At 65.3% G+C, this 17,720-nt stretch carries 18 protein-coding genes; 3 read left to right on the top strand and 15 right to left on the bottom strand.

Features of this window, described 5'->3' with window-relative positions:
• Positions 1–12: 12 nt before the first annotated feature.
• Genes J0H39_15060 through rpmH form a run of 7 tightly spaced genes read right to left on the bottom strand, consistent with a single transcriptional unit; the run spans position 13 to position 4,765 of the window.
• Positions 13–594 (bottom strand): DedA family protein, encoded by a 582-nt coding sequence (locus J0H39_15060; GenBank protein MBN9498073.1) that lies wholly within the window; start codon positions 592–594, stop codon positions 13–15.
• Between the two features lie 16 nt (positions 595–610).
• Positions 611–1,510, bottom strand: a complete 900-nt coding sequence (gene argB, locus J0H39_15055; GenBank protein ID MBN9498072.1) for an acetylglutamate kinase — start codon at positions 1,508–1,510, stop codon at positions 611–613.
• Between the two features lie 42 nt (positions 1,511–1,552).
• Positions 1,553–2,242 carry a YihA family ribosome biogenesis GTP-binding protein gene (locus J0H39_15050; GenBank protein ID MBN9498071.1) on the bottom strand — a complete coding sequence of 230 codons (690 nt, stop codon included), beginning with the start codon at positions 2,240–2,242 and terminating at the stop codon, positions 1,553–1,555.
• Positions 2,179–3,945: a membrane protein insertase YidC gene (yidC, locus tag J0H39_15045; GenBank protein MBN9498070.1), complete on the bottom strand. Its 1,767-nt coding sequence runs from the start codon at positions 3,943–3,945 to the stop codon at positions 2,179–2,181. The genes J0H39_15050 and yidC overlap by 64 nt, the downstream gene beginning before the upstream one ends.
• Before the next feature lie 15 nt (positions 3,946–3,960).
• Positions 3,961–4,200 (bottom strand): membrane protein insertion efficiency factor YidD, encoded by a 240-nt coding sequence (gene yidD / locus J0H39_15040; GenBank protein MBN9498069.1) that lies wholly within the window; start codon positions 4,198–4,200, stop codon positions 3,961–3,963.
• Complete coding sequence (gene rnpA / locus J0H39_15035) at positions 4,197–4,574, bottom strand: ribonuclease P protein component (protein MBN9498068.1); 378 nt, start codon at positions 4,572–4,574, stop codon at positions 4,197–4,199. Before rnpA ends, yidD begins: the two co-directional genes overlap by 4 nt.
• A gap of 56 nt (positions 4,575–4,630) precedes the next feature.
• Complete coding sequence (rpmH, locus tag J0H39_15030; protein MBN9498067.1) at positions 4,631–4,765, bottom strand: 50S ribosomal protein L34; 135 nt, start codon at positions 4,763–4,765, stop codon at positions 4,631–4,633.
• 164 nt (positions 4,766–4,929) lie between these two features.
• Here rpmH and J0H39_15025 point away from each other — a divergent pair, with 164 nt between their 5' ends.
• Entirely contained in the window at positions 4,930–5,655 is a 726-nt protein-coding gene (locus tag J0H39_15025) for a TVP38/TMEM64 family protein (GenBank protein MBN9498066.1), read from the top strand.
• Positions 5,652–7,058, top strand: coding sequence for an FAD-dependent oxidoreductase (locus J0H39_15020; protein MBN9498065.1), 1,407 nt, complete (start codon positions 5,652–5,654; stop codon positions 7,056–7,058). Before J0H39_15025 ends, J0H39_15020 begins: the two co-directional genes overlap by 4 nt.
• Here the strand turns inward: J0H39_15020 and J0H39_15015 are convergent.
• The 4 genes from J0H39_15015 to J0H39_15000 all read right to left on the bottom strand — a co-directional run bounded on the left by J0H39_15015 (position 7,055) and on the right by J0H39_15000 (position 10,444).
• Positions 7,055–8,242 (bottom strand): class I SAM-dependent rRNA methyltransferase, encoded by a 1,188-nt coding sequence (locus tag J0H39_15015; GenBank protein MBN9498064.1) that lies wholly within the window; start codon positions 8,240–8,242, stop codon positions 7,055–7,057. The two genes, J0H39_15020 and J0H39_15015, sit on opposite strands and share 4 nt — an antisense overlap.
• A gap of 19 nt (positions 8,243–8,261) precedes the next feature.
• Entirely contained in the window at positions 8,262–8,576 is a 315-nt protein-coding gene (locus J0H39_15010; GenBank protein MBN9498063.1) for a hypothetical protein, read from the bottom strand.
• A gap of 88 nt (positions 8,577–8,664) precedes the next feature.
• Positions 8,665–9,768, bottom strand: a complete 1,104-nt coding sequence (locus J0H39_15005; protein MBN9498062.1) for a site-specific DNA-methyltransferase — start codon at positions 9,766–9,768, stop codon at positions 8,665–8,667.
• Positions 9,769–9,817: 49 nt separating this feature from the next.
• Positions 9,818–10,444, bottom strand: coding sequence for a ribonuclease HII (locus J0H39_15000; GenBank protein MBN9498061.1), 627 nt, complete (start codon positions 10,442–10,444; stop codon positions 9,818–9,820).
• A gap of 185 nt (positions 10,445–10,629) precedes the next feature.
• On the opposite strand from J0H39_15000, the gene J0H39_14995 reads away from it, so the two are divergent.
• On the top strand, positions 10,630–11,253 hold the full coding sequence (locus J0H39_14995; protein ID MBN9498060.1) for a DUF1013 domain-containing protein: 624 nt from the start codon (positions 10,630–10,632) through the stop codon (positions 11,251–11,253).
• Positions 11,254–11,394: 141 nt separating this feature from the next.
• Here the strand turns inward: J0H39_14995 and J0H39_14990 are convergent, their stop codons facing one another.
• The 4 genes from J0H39_14990 to J0H39_14975 form a co-directional block, all read right to left on the bottom strand.
• Positions 11,395–12,162, bottom strand: a complete 768-nt coding sequence (locus J0H39_14990) for an SDR family oxidoreductase (GenBank protein MBN9498059.1) — start codon at positions 12,160–12,162, stop codon at positions 11,395–11,397.
• 5 nt (positions 12,163–12,167) lie between these two features.
• Positions 12,168–14,081, bottom strand: a complete 1,914-nt coding sequence (locus J0H39_14985; GenBank protein MBN9498058.1) for a propionyl-CoA synthetase — start codon at positions 14,079–14,081, stop codon at positions 12,168–12,170.
• A gap of 99 nt (positions 14,082–14,180) precedes the next feature.
• Entirely contained in the window at positions 14,181–14,546 is a 366-nt protein-coding gene (locus J0H39_14980; protein MBN9498057.1) for a response regulator, read from the bottom strand.
• Positions 14,543–17,563, bottom strand: coding sequence for a PAS domain S-box protein (locus J0H39_14975; GenBank protein ID MBN9498056.1), 3,021 nt, complete (start codon positions 17,561–17,563; stop codon positions 14,543–14,545). Before J0H39_14975 ends, J0H39_14980 begins: the two co-directional genes overlap by 4 nt.
• Positions 17,564–17,720 lie beyond the last annotated feature (157 nt).

The following is a 17,720-nucleotide window of genomic DNA, read 5'->3' as shown; positions in this document are numbered from 1 at the left end:
TGAGGCTGCGGTTTAGCGCAGAAATTCGAACCAGACAATCAGCGCGACGATGAGTGCCGCGATCGTCCAGCCCAAGGCACTCGCGTAGCGGCGGAACCAGCGCTCCAGCACCGAGCCCTGGTGTTTCAAGAGCCACGCCATCGCGTAGAACTGAATGCCGCGCGCGAAGACCGACGCGATGAAGAAGGGTAGCAGCGGATATTGCGCAAGGCCCGCGCCGATCGTGACGATCTTGAACGGGATGGGTGTGAGGCCCTTGCCCGCGATCAGCCAGAAGCCCCATTCGGCGAACATCTCGCGGAACGCGTCGAGGTGATGGGCGTAGCCGTATTTCTCGACCAGCCACATCCCCACCGTCTCGAACAGCAGATCGCCGATCGCGTAGCCTAGAAACGCGCCGATCACCGAGGCGACGGTGCACAACGTCGCGAACCAATAGGCGCGCGTGCGGTCGGCCATGATCAGCGCCGCCAGGAACGGGTGCGGCGGGATCGGGAAGAACGAGGAATCGGCGAAGGAGATCGCCGCCATCACCGCGGGGGCTTGGCGCGTGCGCGCGGCGGCGATCGTCCAGTCGTAGAGGCGTTCGAGCAAATCGGCCGGCGTTCGGTTACGCGTCGCCGACGATCATCGTGCCGACACCCTTGTCCGTGAAGACTTCGAGCAGGATCGAATGGCGCACGCGGCCGTCCATGATGATCGCCCCCTTCACGCCGCGATCGACCGCCAGCAGGCAGGTCTCGACCTTCGGGATCATGCCGCCGGAGATCGTGCCGTCGGCGATCAGCGCGCGGACCTTCGCGGCCGACAGACCCGTCAGCAGGTTCTTTTCCTTGTCGAGCACGCCCTTCACGTCGGTCAGCAGCAACAGGCGTTCGGCCTTCATCGCGCCCGCGATGGCGCCGGCCACCGTGTCGGCGTTGATATTGAACGTCTCGCCGTTCTCGCCGACGCCGATCGGGGCGACGACCGGGATGATGTCCGACTTCGCGAAATTATGCAGGAAATCCGCGTCGATCTTGTAGGGATCGCCGACGAAGCCGAGATCGAGCACGCGCTCGATATTCGAATCCGGATCCTTCTTGGTGCGCGTCACTTTGCGCGCGACCATGAAATTGGCGTCCTTGCCGGACAGCCCCACCGCCTTGCCGCCCGCGCGATTGATCGTGGCGACGATTTCCTTGTTGATGGCGCCCGACAGCACCATCTCGACGATTTCCACTGTGGCGGCGTCGGTCACGCGCAGACCGTCGATGAATTCGCTTTTGACCTTCAGGCGTTCGAGCATCTTGGCGATCTGCGGGCCGCCGCCATGCACGACGATCGGGTTGACGCCGACCTGCTTCAGCAGCACCACGTCGCGCGCGAAATCGGCCGCGACCTTCTCGTCGCCCATCGCGTGGCCGCCGTATTTCACGACGATCGTCTGCCCGGCATAGCGCTTCATATAGGGCAGCGCTTCGGACAGCATGCGCGCGGTCATATGCGGATCGGCTGGGGTCGTTTCCATGGTCTTTTCCGTACGTTTTTGGCGCGGGGTCTTATATCTCGTTCAAACGGGCTTCGCGAGGGAGGCCAATTCGCAGCGCAATTGCTCGATCCCGATATTCTTCTCCGACGATGTCGGAACGATGACGGGATGCGCGGCCGGGCGCTTGGCGATTTCGGCCGCGCATTCGGCGATTCGCTGTTTGAGGCCGGAAGTCCCCAGCGCGTCGCATTTGGTCAGCACGAGCTGCCAATTGACCGCCGCGGTATCGAGCAGCTTGAAGACTTCGCGGTCGCTTTCCTTGATGCCGTGGCGCGCATCGACCAGCACGAGCGCGCGGCGCAAGGTCGGCCGGCCTTTGAGGTAGCGGCCGATCAACTCGCTCCACAGGATTTTGGTGCCCTTGGACACGGCCGCGTAGCCATAGCCGGGCATATCGACCAGCGACAGCCGGTTCGACAGGCTGAAGAAATTGAGCTGCTGCGTGCGGCCGGGATGCTTCGAGACGCGCGCGGTGTTGCCGCGATTCGTCAGCGCGTTGATGAGGCTCGATTTGCCCACGTTCGAGCGGCCCGCCAGCGCCACTTCGGGCAGCACCGGGCCGGGAACGGCGTCAAGCGTCGCGGCCCCGGCGAGAAACTCGCAAGGGCCGACGAACAGCTTACGCGCTGCCTCGATCGCTTCGGGGGTCAGGCTTTCGCCTTGCCCGGCGGGGCCAGCGGCGTCCCCTCCAGGCGTTTCATGATCAGCCATTGTTGCGCGATCGAAAGGGTGTTGTTGACGGCCCAGTAGATCACCAGACCCGCCGGGAACGAGGCCAGCATGACCGTGAAGATGAACGGCAGGGCCAGGAAGATCTTCGCCTGGATGGGGTCGACGGGCTGCGGATTCAGCTTCTGCTGCAGGAACATCGTGATGCCCATGATGATGGGCCACACGCCGATATGCAGAACCTGCGGCACCGCGTAGGGCAGCAGGCCGAACAGATTGAACAGCGAGGTCGGGTCCTGCGCCGACAGATCGTGGATCCAGCCGTAGAAGGGCGCGTGACGCATTTCGATCGTCACGAACAGCACCTTGTACAGCGCGAAGAACACCGGGATCTGAATCAGGATCGGCAAGCAGCCCGACAGCGGATTGGCGCCGGCGCGCTTGTAGAGCTGCATCATCTCCTGGCTCATGCGCTGGCGATCTTCGCCGTACTTCTCCTTCAGCTTCTCCATCTCGGGCTGGAGCAGCTTCATCTTCGCCATCGAGCGGTACGACTTGTTGGCGAGCGGGAAGAACAGGATCTTGATCGCCACCGTGAACAGGATGATCGCGACGCCGAAATTGCCGATGAAGCGATAGAGGATGTCCAGCGCCAGGAACATCGGCTTGGTCATGAAGTAGAACCAGCCGAAATCGATCGCGCGGTCGAACAGCGGAATGGCGTGACGCTCGGCGTAGCTGTCGAGCAGATGCACTTCCTTGGCGCCGGCGAACAGGCGCGACGTCGATTCCGCCGTCTGGCCCGGCGCCACGGTGGCCGCCGGCCCCAGATAGTCGACCTGATAGCGGTCCGCACCGCCCGCCAGCGTGTGGGTGAAGCGCGCCTTCACGTCGGCCTTCTGATCGGGGATCAGCGAGACCAGCCAGTATTTGTCGACGATGCCGAGCCAGCCGCCGCGGCTGTCATAGGCGATCGCTTTCTTGTCGCGCAGATCGGAATAGCTCGGCTCCTGGAGCTTCTCGTTGAATACCCCGATCGGGCCTTCGTGCAGAATGTAGTAGCCGCCCAGAATCGGCGTGCCGAAGCGGCTGGCGAGCGAGAAGGGGTGCAAGCTGACGGGGGCGGCACCGTTATTGGTCACGCGCTCGTCGATGCGGAACAGATAGGTGTCGTCGATCGAGATCTTGCGCTCGAAGCGCAAGCCCTGGCCGTTGTCCCAGCTGAGCGTGACGGGTGTCGCCGGCGTCAGCTTGTCGCGATCGGCGGTCCAGCGCGTATCGGCACCGGGCAAAGCGGGCGTGCCGCCGGCCGCGACCCAGCCGAATTCGGCGAAATAGGTGTCGGCCGCGCCGCGCGGCGACAGCAGCACGACGGGCGGCGAATCCCTCTCGACCGTCTGACGGTAATTGACGAGCTTCAGATCGTCGATGACGCCGCCTTGCAGCAGGATCGAGCCCGACACGCCGGGACCTTCGATCGTCACGCGCGGGCCTTGCGCGATCACACTGGCGCGATCGGGGTTCGGCGCGTTGGCGAGGCCGGCGATGACCGAGCCGGGGACGGGGGCCGCACCCGGGGCGGACGGCGCGTTCGAACCTTGGACGGTTTCCGCGCTGGCCAGGCGTTCGGCTTCCGCCGCGCGCTGCTTTTGGATGCGCGGCTGATTCCACAGCATCTCGAAGCCGAGCACGATGGCGATCGACACGATGATCGCGACCCAAAGGTTTTTGTTGTCCAGCTGCATGGGCGGGGATGCGTCCTAGAAATTCGGCGGCGACGAGGAACGAGGGGGGACGGGATCGAACCCGAACCCGCCCCAGGGATGGCAACGGCAAATGCGGCGCGCGGCGAGATAGGAACCGCGCAGCGCGCCGTGCTCGGCCAGCGCTTGGCGCGCATAGTCCGAGCAGCTCGGCAGATAACGGCAATTTGCGCCCAAAATCGGGCGCAGCGTCCATTGATAGACGACGACGAGCGCGTCGAGAAGCCGCGCGATCATGGCGTCTTCCTCTGCGGGCCGGCGGCGAGCTTGGCGAGTGCGCGCTCGAAATCCGCGATCAGGCGCGGGAAGGGCAAATCGCCCGTTTCCGCGCGCGCGATGGCGACGTAATCCCAGCCCGCTTGGCCCTTGTTGGCGAGGGCGATCCGCGCGGCTTCCTTCAAGCGGCGGCGCGCGCGGTTGCGCACGACCGCGCCGCCGATCTTGCGCGTGGCGGTGAAGCCGAGGCCGATGACGGGGTCGTCGTCGCCGCGCTTCATCCCTTGCAGGACCAAGCCGTCGACGGCGTATTTACGACGCGCACCCGCCACCGCAAGGAATTGCGGGCGGGTTTTCAGGCGTCGAGAAGGAAGATTCGCCGGCGTTTGGGACATAGGAACGCGTACCCCACGCCGGATCGGGAAACCGGCCGTGCGGCCGGGCGGCCCCCTTAGGCCGACAGGCGCTTACGGCCCTTGGTGCGGCGACGCTGCAAAACCTTGCGGCCGCCAACCGTGGCCATACGCGAACGGAAACCGTGCCGGCGCTTGCGGACGAGCTTGCTGGGCTGATAAGTGCGCTTCACGGGTCGAACTCCAAAGGTAATCCGGTCGAAATCGAGGGGGCGTTATACGGGACCACCCGCCCCTCGTCAATCGACCGATTGCATCCCTGGAAATCCAGAAATTAACAACCGTTTCCAGGTGTTTAGGGGTAACTTGGGCGTCCCGAACCGCGAATTAGCCGGGAATGACGCCGCTGTCCAGCCCGAACCCCACGCCGCTCTGGCGCCGACTCTTGCCCCTGGCGGTCTTGCTGGCGGCCGGCGCGCTGGTTTTCGCTTTGGGCCTCGACCGGTATTTGAGCTTCGACGTGCTGGCCGAGAATCGCGCGCGACTGCTCGCTTGGACGGCCGAACATGGCGTGCTGGCCATCGCGCTCTACATGCTCGTTTATATCGGCGTCGTGGCGCTGTCGCTGCCGGGCGGCGTGGTTGCCACACTGACCGGCGGGTTCCTGTTCGGCACGCTGATCGGCGGCATCGCGACCGTGTTCGCGGCGACGATCGGGGCCTGCCTGCTGTTCTTGATCGCGCGCACCGCCTTGGGCGAGCCGTTGCGCGAAAAAGCGGGGCCGACTTTGCGCAAGCTCGAAGCCGGGTTTCGCGACGACGCGCTTTCTTATTTGCTCGTGCTGCGCCTCGTGCCGCTGTTCCCGTTCTTCTTGGTGAACTTGGCGCCCGCCTTCCTGGGTGTATCGCTTCGCACCTACGCGATCGGCACGTTTTTCGGCATCATGCCCGGCACGTTCGTTTTCGCTTCGGTCGGGGCGGGGCTTGGCGCGGTGTTCGACCAAGGCGGGCGGCCGGATCTGGGAATCATCTTTGCACCCCAAGTGCTGTTGCCGTTGCTGGGCCTCGCCATTCTGGCGCTGATCCCGGTCGTCTACCGGAGAATCGGAAAGGGCCGCGCGTGAACGATTTTGACATCGGCGTGATCGGGGCGGGCTCCGGCGGACTTTCGGTCGCGGCGGGGGCGTCGCAACTCGGCCTCAACGTCGCTTTGTTCGAGGCGCATGAGATGGGCGGCGACTGCCTGAATTTCGGCTGCGTGCCGTCGAAAGCGCTGATCGCGGCGGCGGAAGCCGCGCAGGCCGTGCGCAAAGCCGATCGCTTCGGCATCGTCGTGCCCGGCGGCTTCACCGTCGATTACGCGAAGGTGAAGGCGCATGTGAAGGGTGCCATCGCCGCGATCGCGCCGCATGATTCGCAAGCACGGTTCGAAGGGCTGGGCGTCACCGTCATCCGCGCGCATGCGGCGTTCGTGGGGCCGCGCACCGTCGAAGCGGGCGGCACGCGTTACACCGCGCGCAAATGGGTGATCGCGACCGGCAGCCGGGCCGCGCGCCCGCCGATCCCGGGCCTTGCCGATATTCCCTATCTGACGAACGAAACGATTTTCGATCTCGACGTGGCGCCATCGCATCTCGTGGTCGTCGGCGGCGGGGCGATCGGCTGCGAAATCGCGCATGCCTATGCGCGGCTTGGGACCTGGGTCACGTTGCTGGAAGCTGGGCCGAGCATCCTGGCGAAGGAAGATCCCGAAGCCGTCGCCTATGTGCGCGACGCGTTGATCCGCGACGGCGTTTATCTGCGCGAGAATATCGGCGTCGTGGGTGCGGAAGCGCCCGGCACGCTGATCCTGGCCGACGGCAACCGCATCCAGGCGAGCCATGTGCTAGTCGCCGCCGGCCGCGTGCCGAATATCGACGGGCTTGGCCTCGACGCCGCCGGCATCGTGCATACGCCGAAAGGCATCGCCATCGATGCGCGTTTGCGTACCTCGAACCGCGACGTGCTGGCGATCGGCGACTGTGCGGGCGGGCCGCAATTTACCCATGTCGCCGGATGGCAGGCCGGGATCGCGATCAAGAATCTGTGTTTCCGGATTCCGGCGAAGGCGGATTTCCGCGCCATTCCGCGCGCGACTTTCACCGATCCCGAATTGGCCCAAGTCGGCATGACCGAAGCGGAAGCGAAGGCGGCGGGGATCGATTTCCGCCTCGCGCGCTGGTCGTTCCATGAAAACGATCGCGCCACGGCGCAAGGCGGAGCGCAGGGCATGGCGAAAATCGTCGCCGACAAAAAGGGCCGCGTGATCGGTGCCACGATCGTCGGGCCGCAGGCCGGCGAATTGATCCACGCCTGGACGATCGCGGTCGAAAAGCGCCTAACGCTCGCGTCGATGGCGGGCACGGTCGTGCCTTATCCCGTGCTGGGCGAAGTCGGCAAACGCGCGGCGGGCTCGTCCTTCGCGCCGAAGCTGTTCGCTCCGCGCACGCGCAAGCTGGTGCGCTTCCTGTTCCGCTTGCCGATTTAATCGAGCGCCAGCGCCATTGCTTTGAGATAGGCGCTTTCCGGCAAATGCGGGTGCAGCGGATGGTCGGCGGCGGCACCGGCCACGCGCAGGATGCGCGCGTTGCGCCCGGCTTCCGAAACGCCGCGCGCCACTTCCTCGGCGAAGGGCCCCGGCTCGATATTATGCGAGCAGGACGCGACGAACAGAATGCCGCCGGGGGCCACCAGCTTGGCGGCGGCGCGCGCGAGCTTGCGATAGCCCTTCAGCGCCATCGGCACGTCCTTACGCGACTTGGCGAAGGCCGGCGGATCGGCCGAGACGACGTCGTAGACCACGCCTGCGCGCGCTTGCGATTCCAAAAATTCGAACGCGTCGGCCTTCTCGAAGACGCATTGCGCGGTCACGCCATTCGCGTCGGCCGCCAGCTTGGCGAGATCAAGCGCCGTCTGCGAACGATCGACAAGCTTCACGGCGGTGGCGCCGCGCTTGGCCGCCAGCACGCCGAACCCGCCCGCGTAGCAATAGACGTCGAGCACGCGCTTGCCAGCACACAGATTGGCGAGGAAGGCGCGGTTGTCGCGCTGATCGAAGAACCAGCCGGTCTTCTGGCCTTCGCGCGGATCGGCGAAGAAAACGGCGCCGCTTTCTTGAATTTGCAGCGGCGCGTCCAACGCGGCGCCGCGCACCGATTCCGAAGCACCCAAGCCTTCGAGCTGGCGTGCCGCGGAGTCGTCGCGCACGACGATGCGGACCGGCGCGAGTTCCTTCTCCAGCGCTTCGAACAGCGCGTCGCCCAGTTTCTCGATCCCGGCGGCGTTGCGCTGCACGACCAGCGTGTCGCCGTAACGATCGACGATCAGGCCCGGCAGGCCGTCGGCTTCGGCATGGATCAGGCGGTAATTTCCGCCCGGATAAAGCCGTTCGCGCAGATCGCGCGCGCGCGCGATGTGGCGCGCGATCCACGCGGCGTCGATCGTCGCGGTCGCATCGCGATCGATGATGCGCGCGGCGATCAGCGTGTGCGGATTGAACATCGCCACGCCAAGCGCTTCGCCGTGCGAGGCTTCCAGGCGCACGAGGCTGCCGCGCGCCAGCGCCTTGGCGGTGTTGTCCATCTGGATCTCGTTGGAGAACGCCCAGGGATGGCCCATGCGCAAGCGCTTGTGGCGCTGCGGCTGCAGGCGCACGACGGGAAGGTCGGTCATGTGAACTTTCGAGTGCGGATCAGGCGTCGCGCTTGCGCGTCGGGAACGTCGACGATTGCGGCCAGATCATTTCCAAGCCGATCGGCTGATCGGTCGGCAGTTTGCGCAAGATGGCCTTGAGGCCGATCGCGTCGGCGTAACGCTCGGCCTCCGAATCCGCATGGACGCGGATGCGCTTGCGCGTCGCCCCCGGCAGGCGATCGAACGCCGTGCGCGCGAGTTCGAAGTTGAACGCGTTCTCGTCGTCGGCCGCCGTGCGCACCGCGCGCGCGACGTGATGGTCGGGCCCGAGCAATTCCGACACCGACTTCGACAGAATGAAAATCGCGCGCACACGGGCCTGATCGCGGCCGCGGGGGTTCGCGGAAAAACGGGGCTCGGCCATCTGTCGTCGTCGCCTTCCTGCGGGACGGGTTTCCCCGTCAGTGGAGTTCGGCGCGGAGCTTCTGACGCAGCGTGTCGATCGGCACTTTGCGACCGTCGAGATTGACGCACCAGAACGTCCAGCCGTTGCAGGCGGGCGCCCCCATGACGGCGGCCCCCACCCGGTGGATCGATCCGCGGTGATCGCCGGTGGCGCTGGAGGAGACCAGCGTCCCGTCGGCCTTCACGCGGGCGGTCCAACGGCCGCTAATGTCGCTTAGGACTTCGCCCGACCGCAAGAGGCCGCGTTCGACCAGCCAGCCGAAGGGGATGCGCGGCTCCTCGCGCTTGGGCGTGGAGGCGAGGAAGTCCGGATCGTCCGGAATCACGTCCCGAATGCGCTTTTCCGCGGCTTGGACGTAGGTCCGGTCGCGTTCCAGGCCGATGAATTTCCGGCCCAAACGCTTGGCCACGGCCCCGGTCGTGCCGGTGCCGAAGAAGGGGTCCAAAATCGTGTCGCCGGGGCGCGAGGACGACAAAACCGCCCGGTAGACCAGGGACTCGGGCTTCTGGGTCGGGTGGGCCTTCTTGCCGTCGGCCCCCTTCAGGCGTTCCGACCCGCTGCAAATCGGCAGCAGCCAATCCGAGCGCATCTGAAGTTCCTCGTTCAGCGCCTTCATGGCTTCGTAGTTGAAGACGTATTTGGATTTTTCCGATTTGGCCGCCCAGATCATCGTCTCGTGCGCGTTGGTGAAGCGCCGGCCGCGGAAATTCGGCATCGGATTGGTCTTGCGCCAGACGACGTCGTTCAGGATCCAGAACCCCATATCCTGCAACGTGGCGCCGACGCGGAAGATGTTGTGATAGCTGCCGATGACCCAGATCGCGCCATCGGGCTTCAGCGCGCGGCGCACGCCGGCAAGCCAGGCGCGGCTGAATTCGTCATAGGCGCGGAAATCGCCGATCTTGTCCCAATCGTCGTCGACGGCGTCGACCTTGGTGTTGTTGGGACGAACGAGTTCGCCCTTCAACATCAGGTTATAGGGCGGGTCGGCGAAGACCATATCGACCGAGGCTTCCGGCAGCGCCTTCAGCAGTTCGATGCAATCGCCAATGGCGATATGACCTTCGGGGAATTCGATGCGGGGCGTGTGTTTCGACATGGGGCGCATCCTGATTCGGCCCGAGTCGAACGGTCAACAGATAAACGAATCAAAGGCTTAAGCGGCCTTGGGCAAGGGGTGCGAAACTCAATCGGTGGTGGGGTGTGGGCCCCTGGGCCACAATAGATTCGATATGCGTCGCGGAACCGTAACCCTTGTTCGACGCCCAGCCGTAGTCGGGATAGCGGATCGCCAACAAGTTCATGATCCGATCTCGTACGACTTTGGCGCAGATCGATGCGGCGGCGATCGAGAGACTCTTGGCGTCGCCGCCGATCACGCATTCATGCGGCAACGTCAGCGTTTTGGGCGCGCGGTTGCCGTCGATCAACGCGGCGTCGGGCCGGGTTTTGAGGCGGGCAAGCGCGCGCAGCATCGCCAGATGCGTCGCCGCCAGAATATTGATGCGGTCGATCTCATGCACGCTGGCCGCCCCCAGCGCGAAGTCGAGCGTGCCGACCAAACGCTGGGCGCGGATTTCGGCGAAGGCTTTGTCGCGCGCGGCGGCACTCAGCTTTTTGGAATCATCGATCAGGCCGGACAGCGCGCGCGGCAATTTGTCGGTTCGGAAGATGAGGGCGGCCGCGACCACGGGGCCGGCGAGGGGGCCGCGCCCCGCCTCGTCCACCCCAGCCACAAGGCCGCCGATCCGCCGCTCCCGGCTCAAATCCGGCATCTCATCATCCTGTAAAACAAAGCGATTCAGGAATTCTTTCTAGCATTTTGACCGCCGCCCGCGCGCCCTATATAAGAAGCGCCATTCGGACAATCCGGGATGGTTCCGATGTTTCCCTACCCAAAGGGAAACAGCCTGATACGCGCGCGCGTATCGGCCGGAACGCAGATGAGATGGAGAGAGTGATGTCGCTGTTGATGCCCAAGGCCACCGCCGTGTGGCTGGTCGAGAACACCGCGCTGAGCTTCGAGCAGATCGCCGATTTCTGCGGCATGCACGCGCTCGAAATCCAGGGCATCGCGGACGGCGAAGTCGCGGTGGGCATCGTCGGTCTCGACCCGATCGCCAATAACCAGGTCACGCGCGAAGAGATCGAGCGCTGCGAAAAGGACCCGGAAGCGCGCCTGGTCATGCTCAAGATCGATCTGCCCACGCCCGTGCAGCGCACCAAGGGTGCGCGCTATACGCCGGTCTCGAAGCGCCAGGATCGCCCGGCGGCGATCGCGTGGCTGCTGCGCCACCATCCCGAACTCGCGGACGCGCAGGTCGGCCGCTTGGTCGGCACGACCAAGCCGACGATCCAAAAGATCCGCGACCGCACGCATTTCGATATGGCGAACATCAAGCCGACCAATCCGGTCGTGCTGGGCCTGTGCAGCCAAGACGCGCTCGACGAAGCGCTCGCCCGTGCGGCGCGCACCGCCGAACGCGCGCGCAAGGAGCAGGAACGCGCCGCGCGCCGCGCCGCGAAGGCGGCCGCCGCCCCGGCGGAAGCCGCCGCCGACAGCGACGCCGAGCAGGACGCGTAAGCTCCCGGCCGGTTATCGGATCGTCACCCCGGGCGCGCGCAAGCGCGACCCGGGGTCTTTATTTTTCAGATCTGATTTTTAGATCCCGGGTCGCGACGGCACGCAATTCGTGCCGTCTTGCCCGGGATGACGGCGCCATCGTCAGCTCTTCACCGGCACCGTGTAATTCAGCGGCATGCGCCCACCGTCGATATAGACGATCTGGCCGGTCATGTAGCTGGCACGCTTCGAGGCGAGGAACAGCGCGAGGTCCGCGACTTCCTCGGGCTCGCCCAAGCGGCCCATCGGCGTGCGGCTCATGATCTTTTCCTTGGCCGCGGGCGACGACAGCACAGCTTTGCGCGCCAGTTCCGTCGCGATCGTGCCGGGGCCGATCGCGTTGACGCGAATGCCGTGGCCCACGAGTTCCAGCGCCATCACGCGGGTCAGCTGATTGATGCCGCCTTTGGACACGTTGTAGGCGGCAAGCCCCGGGATCGCGAGCACGGCGTTGACCGAGCTCATATTCACGATGGCACCCTTGGTCTTCGCTTTGACCATCAGCTTGGCGGCCTCTTGCGCGACCAGGAACGAACCCTTCAGGTTCACGCGGATCACGCGGTCGAAATCGTTCTCGGTCATGTCGAGGAACGGCACCGACGGCGCGATCCCCGCATTGTTGATCAGCACGTCTAAACGTTTGTGTTTGCGCGCGACCGCATCGACCAAGGCGGCGGCTTGCATCGCGTCGCCCACGTCGCAGGCGACGAATTCGGCCTTCAGCTTGCGCGCGGCTTTGGCGCCCGCATCGGCATTCGCATCGGCGATCCACACCTTGGCGCCGTCTTTGGCGAAGGCGGCGGCGCAGGCATAACCGATGCCGTTGGCGCCGCCGGTGACGAGGACGATCTTGTTCTTGAACTCGGACATGAATCTCACAACGTTCCTTGGGAAGACGCGTCCTTGGCGTAGCCGAGCGGCTTCAGCGAGTCCAGGATTTCACCCAGGATCGTCGGATCGTCGATCGTCGCGGGTTGTTTGAACGCTTGGCTGTCGGCAATTTTCTGCATCGTGCCGCGCAGAATTTTGCCCGAGCGCGTCTTGGGCAGGCGTTTGACCACGACCGCCTGCTTGAACGCCGCGACCGGGCCGATCTTGTCGCGCACGAGGGCGACGATCTCGGTCACGATTTCCGAATCCGGCCGGTTGACGCCCGCCTTCAGCACGACGAAGCCGAGCGGCACTTGGCCCTTCAACTCGTCGGCGACGCCGATCACCGCGCATTCGGCAACATCCCTGTGGCCGGCGAGAACCTCTTCCATCTGGCCGGTCGACAGGCGATGACCCGCGACGTTGATCACGTCGTCGACGCGCGTCATCACATAGACATAGCCGTCGTCGTCGATATAGCCCGCGTCGCCGGTTTTGTAATAGCCGGGATACTCGGCGAGATAGGAATCGACATAACGCTTCTCCGCGTTCCACAAGGTGGGAAACGTGCCGGGCGGCAGCGGCAGCTTGCCGGCGAGCGCGCCGATTTCGCCGGACTTCATCGGATGGCCGTCCGCGCCCAACACCTGGATGTCCCAGCCCGGCGTCGCTTTGGTGGGCGAGCCGGGCTTGATCGGAAAACGCTCCAGCCCCAGCGGATTGGCGCAGATCGCCCAGCCGGTTTCGGTCTGCCACCAATGATCGACCGTCGGGCGATTCAGTTTCGCCATCGCCCATTCCAACGTGGGTGGATCGCAGCGCTCGCCCGCCAGGAACAGATACTGGAATTTCGACAAATCGTATTTGCCGATCAACGCGCCCTCGGGATCTTCCTTGCGGATCGCGCGAAAGGCGGTCGGGGCGGTGAACAGCGTCTTCACGCCGTGCTGCTGGATGATGCGCCAATAGACGCCGGCATCCGGCGTGCCCACGGGCTTGCCTTCGAACAGCACGCTCGTGCAGCCCTGCAGCAGCGGGCCGTAGCAGATATAGGAATGGCCGACGACCCAGCCCACATCCGACGCCGCCCAGAACACTTCGCCCGGCGCGGTGTCGTAGATGGCGCTCATCGAATATTTGAGCGCGACCGCATGGCCGCCATTGTCGCGCACCACGCCCTTGGGCTGGCCGGTCGTGCCCGACGTATAGAGGATATAAAGCGGATCGGTCGCGAGGACCGGTACGCAATCGGCAGGCGTGGCTGCGCTCTCCGCTTCCATCCAATCCTGGTCGCGACCCGGCACCAGATCGCAGGCGAGCTGCGGGCGCTGGAAGATCAAGCACGCGGCGGGTTTGTGCCGCGCGATCGCGATGGCGCCGTCGAGCAGCGGCTTGTAGGGCAGGGTCTTCGCGCCCTCGATGCCGCAGGACGCGCTGACGATCACCTTGGGTGTGCAATCGTCGATGCGCACGGCCAATTCGTTGGCGGCGAACCCGCCGAACACGACCGAATGCACCGCGCCCAATCGCGCGCAGGCGAGCATCGCGATCAGCGCTTCGGGGATCATCGGCATATAGACGATGACCCGGTCGCCGCGCGTCACACCCTTGGTCTTGAGCGCGCCCGCAAAAGCCGCGACGCGCTTTTGCATCTCGGCATAGGTGAAGCTGCGGATCGTGTTGGTGACGGGCGAATCATAGATCACCGCGACGCGGCCGCCATGCCCGGCGGCGACATGCCGGTCGATCGCGTTCCAGCACGTGTTCATCTCGCCGCCCGCGAACCAGCGCTGAACCGGCCGGGAATCGTCGAGCACGCGGTCCCATTTTTTGGACCAGTCGATGCCTTGCGCGATTTCGGCCCAGAAGCCTTCCGGGTCCTTGCGCGAACGGGCGTGAATCTCGGCGTAGGTCGGCATGGCACTCCCTGTCTCTTTATTGACGGGAAATGTGCCCCCCTTGGCGCCGCTTTGGAAGGGCCGCCATGCGGCCGCACCTGCGGCACTTCGTCCGGCGATTCAGGACAAGGCGGCCCGCAACGCGTCCAATCGGACCGGCTTGGGCAGGATTTCGGTGCGCACGCCCTTGACCGCCGCCAGCCGCGCGGCCGCGGTCATGTAGTTGGGATCGTAGCCGCTGCTCAGCAGCACTCGCCCGGAAAAGCCCGCCGCCGCGACCGCGTGCAGCACCTCGATCCCGTCCATCTTCGGCATGACGATGTCGAGCACCAGGATTTCCGGCGCGAAGTCGCGCACCAGATCGGCGCAAGCCGTCGGGTCGCCGGTCTCGCGCACCTCGAAGCCCATCGATTCCGCGGCGCGGCGGATATAGGCGCGGAATTCCGGCTCGTCGTCGCACACGATAAGGCGGCGCGCGGCCGTCATGGGTTGCGCCCGCGCGGATCGAGGGCGCCGGCGATCGCGTCGGCGAGTTGGGCCTTGGAGAATGGCTTTTGCAAGAAGGCGGCGCCATCGGCGACGATCCGGTCGCGCGACTCGCCGCCTTCGGCGTAGCCCGACATATAGACGACGGGCAGCGCCGGATGCCGTTTGCGCGCTTCGGCCGCGATCGCGGTGCCATCCATGTTGCCGGGCATCATGATGTCGGTCAGCAGCGCCGCCGGTGTCGGTCCCTCGGCGAGCCGCGCCAAGGCCTGGGGGCCGTCGCTCGCGACCTGCACGTCGTAGCCCAGCGACCGCAGCTGCGTGGCGACCAGCTTGCAAATATCGGAATTGTCGTCGACGACGAGAATGCTTTGGCCGGTTCCCCGCGCGCGCACTTCGGCCGGCGTTGTGCCGGCGGCACTGCGCTGATCGACCTGATGGCGGGGCAGATAGATCGTCACCGTCGTCCCCCGGCCGGGCTCGCTGTAGATCGTCGCGTGGCCGCCCGATTGCTTGGCGAAACCATAGACCATGCTGAGGCCGAGCCCGCTGCCCTTGCCGATGCCTTTGGTCGTGAAGAAGGGCTCGAACGCCCGCTCGGCGATCTCCGGCGGCATGCCGACCCCCGTATCGGTGACGGAAATCGCTTCGTAGACGCCCGGCATCACGTCGGCGCGCAGATTGGCGTAGTCGGCGTCGAGTTCGACGCGTCGCGTCGCGACCGTCAGGCGTCCGCCGCCCGGCATCGCGTCGCGCGCGTTGACGGCGAGGTTCAGCAGCGCGCTTTCGAGCTGGGCGGGGTCCACGATCACGCCGCCGACATCGGCGGACAAGCGGACATCGACTTCGATATTGGCGCCGAGCGTGCGCTTGAACAGCGTCGTTAGGTTGTCGATCAGCGCGTTGGGATCGACGTGGCGCGGCTGCAGCGTCTGGCGGCGCGAAAAGGCGAGCAATCGCCGCGTCAGCTCGGCCCCGCGATTGGCGGCGTGGATCGCGGTGTCGAGCATTTCCGTCGCGTCTTCGGTTTTGCCCGCGCGCAACAGATCCAGATTGCCGATGATCACGGCCAGAAGATTGTTGAAATCGTGGGCGATGCCGCCGGTCAACTGGCCGACCGCTTCCATCTTCTGCGCCTGGGCAAGCTGGCTTTGCGATTCCAAAAGCTTCGCTTCGTCGGCCTTGCGTTGGGTGACGTCGCGCGCGGTGACGACGGCGCCGACGATCGCGTCGTCGCGGTCGCGGATCGGCGCGATGTTGTAATTGCCGATCCAAGTCTTGCCGGTATCGATGCGGCGGACGCGATGCTCGATGTCCGAAGCGGTTTCGCCGGCCAGCGCGCGTCCCATCGGGCGGCGTTCGGGGGGCAGCGGTTTGCCGTCTTCGTCCAGCACTTCGACGAGCGTGACGAACTCCGATTGCCGGGGCGGGCAAGCCAGCCTTTCGTCGATGCTGTGGAAGCGCAGGAACGCGTTGTTGAAATGGACGAAGTGGCCGCCGGCGTCGGCGATGCAGATCGATTCCGTCATCGCGCCCAGGGCCGCTTCAAGCTGGGCGCGGACATTCTGCGCATCGACGCGCGCGGCGTCGGATTTGCGCATCTCCGCGCGCAATGCCTGTTCGGCGTTATGTTGACGCGTTTGGTCGCGCGCGACCAGGACGGCGCCGATGATAGCGCCGGCCGCATCGCGGATCGGGGCGGCGCTGATATTGGCGAACCAGTTGGGCCGCCCGTCGGTGTGACGAACTTCGAGATCGAGATCGACGCTAGTTTCGCCGCGCAAAGCGCGCCGGATCGGCCAGTCCTCGCGCCGCAGCTTTTCGCCGCGGGGGGTATAAAGATCGCGCCCGTCCGGCAGCATGTCGATGTGCGGCGGGCAAAGTTCGCTTCGGGCAAAGCCTTGCGACATGGCGAAGGCTTTGTTGACGTGAACGAAATTGCCCTTGGCGTCGATGACGGCGACGGGGTCGGTCATCGCGCCCAGCGCCGCGGCCAATGTCTGGCGCGCCGCGTCCGACCGTGCGGCTTCCTCGAGCAGAGCCTTTTCCGCGCGCTTGCGCTCGGTGATATCGGTGAAGCTCGCCAGAATGCCGCTTTCCATCGGCATCGCCGACAGCAGCATCTCGTGCCGCGTGCCGTCCCTGCTCAGGATCGTGATTTCCTCGGGCTCGGCGAAGCCGTTGCGCCGCGCTTCCTCCATATGCGCGGCCATGCGCGCCGTGATGTCCGCGCGGTCGGCCTCCGGCGGATAGGCTCGCCGGCGCCATTCGTCGAGCGTCGCGATTTCGTCGCGCGCATAGCCGAAGAGCCTGGTGAACGTCCGGTTCAATGCGAGCACGTTGCCTTGCGTATCGATAAGCGCCATGGGCAGCGGCGACAGGGCGAACAAGCGGCGGAATCGCTCCTCGCTGTCGCGCAGCGATACGACCGTCAGATAGCGCTGGCGCAACGACCAAATCGCGGCGGTGCTGGTCGCCGTCATCAACAGGATCGCCCCGGTGAGCACGATCTCGAATATCCAGTCCTGGTTGGCGGCGAGTTCGTCGACTGCGCGAAGTTTATCGGCGTCGATGCGCGCCAAGCGGTCGTCGAGGGCTTGATACGCCGCGCGCATGTCGGCCAGCACGCGCGGATCGTCGCCCTCGGTCAATGTCCGGCTCAAGGCGGCGATGAAACTCGCGAACTCGATGTCGAACGCTTGCGCGTCGGCCGGGTCCACCGCATGGATGGCGTCGAAATCGCGCTTCGCCTGTTGAAGCTGGGCGAGCGCTTGCTCGCGCCGCCCGATCTCGGGCGACAGCATGGATATGCGCAGATCCACCGTGCCGCGGATCAGGTTGAGGCGCGCCTCGCGCAGATCGCTGACGACTTCCGCCGACTCGCGCAAGGCCGCCTGATTGGCCAAATGCATCGCCACGACCGCAGCGCAGATCAGCAACGACGAGACGATCGTCGCGGCGATCCAAGCGCCGACGGATGTCCAGGACGGAACGGGGCGGGCGTTGCCGGAGATCATCGCGCGGCCTGACGGAAGGCGAGAGGGACGGTGACTTATCGATAGCTGGATTATACAGTCGGCCTTCGAATGAGGATTACTTCTTTTCACGTGACGAAACGTCGCTGTCTTCCCTGCTTACCGGCGGCATGTGCCGGAAGATCTGCCTTGATTCTTA

The sequence above is a fragment of the Alphaproteobacteria bacterium genome (assembly GCA_017308135.1).
Taxonomy (GTDB): Bacteria; Pseudomonadota; Alphaproteobacteria; order CACIAM-22H2; family CACIAM-22H2; genus Tagaea.
Note: the sequence above shows the minus strand (reverse complement) of the source record. Positions and strands in the feature narration are given on the sequence as shown.

Coding starts and splice junctions, on each gene's coding strand:
- argB (MBN9498072.1), bottom strand. CDS start 1,510: ATGGAAACGACCCCAGCCGATCCGCATATGACCGCGCGCATGCTGTCC.
- J0H39_14985 (MBN9498058.1), bottom strand. CDS start 14,081: ATGCCGACCTACGCCGAGATTCACGCCCGTTCGCGCAAGGACCCGGAA.
- J0H39_15015 (MBN9498064.1), bottom strand. CDS start 8,242: ATGACCGACCTTCCCGTCGTGCGCCTGCAGCCGCAGCGCCACAAGCGC.
- rnpA (MBN9498068.1), bottom strand. CDS start 4,574: ATGTCCCAAACGCCGGCGAATCTTCCTTCTCGACGCCTGAAAACCCGC.
- J0H39_14995 (MBN9498060.1), top strand. CDS start 10,630: ATGTCGCTGTTGATGCCCAAGGCCACCGCCGTGTGGCTGGTCGAGAAC.
- J0H39_15025 (MBN9498066.1), top strand. CDS start 4,930: ATGACGCCGCTGTCCAGCCCGAACCCCACGCCGCTCTGGCGCCGACTC.
- J0H39_14975 (MBN9498056.1), bottom strand. CDS start 17,563: ATGATCTCCGGCAACGCCCGCCCCGTTCCGTCCTGGACATCCGTCGGC.
- J0H39_15050 (MBN9498071.1), bottom strand. CDS start 2,242: ATGGCTGATCATGAAACGCCTGGAGGGGACGCCGCTGGCCCCGCCGGG.
- J0H39_14990 (MBN9498059.1), bottom strand. CDS start 12,162: ATGTCCGAGTTCAAGAACAAGATCGTCCTCGTCACCGGCGGCGCCAAC.
- yidD (MBN9498069.1), bottom strand. CDS start 4,200: ATGATCGCGCGGCTTCTCGACGCGCTCGTCGTCGTCTATCAATGGACG.
- J0H39_15000 (MBN9498061.1), bottom strand. CDS start 10,444: ATGCCGGATTTGAGCCGGGAGCGGCGGATCGGCGGCCTTGTGGCTGGG.
- yidC (MBN9498070.1), bottom strand. CDS start 3,945: ATGCAGCTGGACAACAAAAACCTTTGGGTCGCGATCATCGTGTCGATC.
- J0H39_14980 (MBN9498057.1), bottom strand. CDS start 14,546: ATGACGGCCGCGCGCCGCCTTATCGTGTGCGACGACGAGCCGGAATTC.
- J0H39_15005 (MBN9498062.1), bottom strand. CDS start 9,768: ATGTCGAAACACACGCCCCGCATCGAATTCCCCGAAGGTCATATCGCC.